The following is a 277-nucleotide window of genomic DNA, read 5'->3' on the forward strand; positions in this document are numbered from 1 at the left end:
GTGACCCGAGACTCGCTGACCTGAACGGTTCCGGTATCGAACGCGGGCGGTGGTGCGTCACTGTCGCCACGCAGGAACGCCTTGAGTTCCTGTTCGACGCGGCCCTGATGGATATCGAACGCACCCTCGGTCCGAGCGTCGTATTCCATTCCACGGCGGACGAGACGGGCGACGTGCTCGTTCACGACCACACCGTCGCGATTGAGCTGGCTGACGGCACTCGCCTCGTCGAAGGCGTTCAGCTGGGCTTCGAGTGACTCCGCCGCGTCTCGCGCCG

Annotated in this window: 1 protein-coding gene; it reads right to left on the reverse strand. The window is 65.3% G+C overall.

Annotation, left to right across the window (positions count from 1 at the left end; translation table 11 throughout):
- Positions 1-242: FAD:protein FMN transferase (locus tag SM753_RS20515; RefSeq protein WP_323192923.1), on the reverse strand; the 242-nt coding region annotated here is incomplete at its 3' end.
- Between the last annotated feature and the right edge of the window lie 35 nt (positions 243-277).

Source organism: Halostella sp. PRR32 (assembly GCF_034808085.1).
In the GTDB taxonomy this organism is placed as follows: domain Archaea; phylum Halobacteriota; class Halobacteria; order Halobacteriales; family Natronoarchaeaceae; genus Halostella; species Halostella pelagica.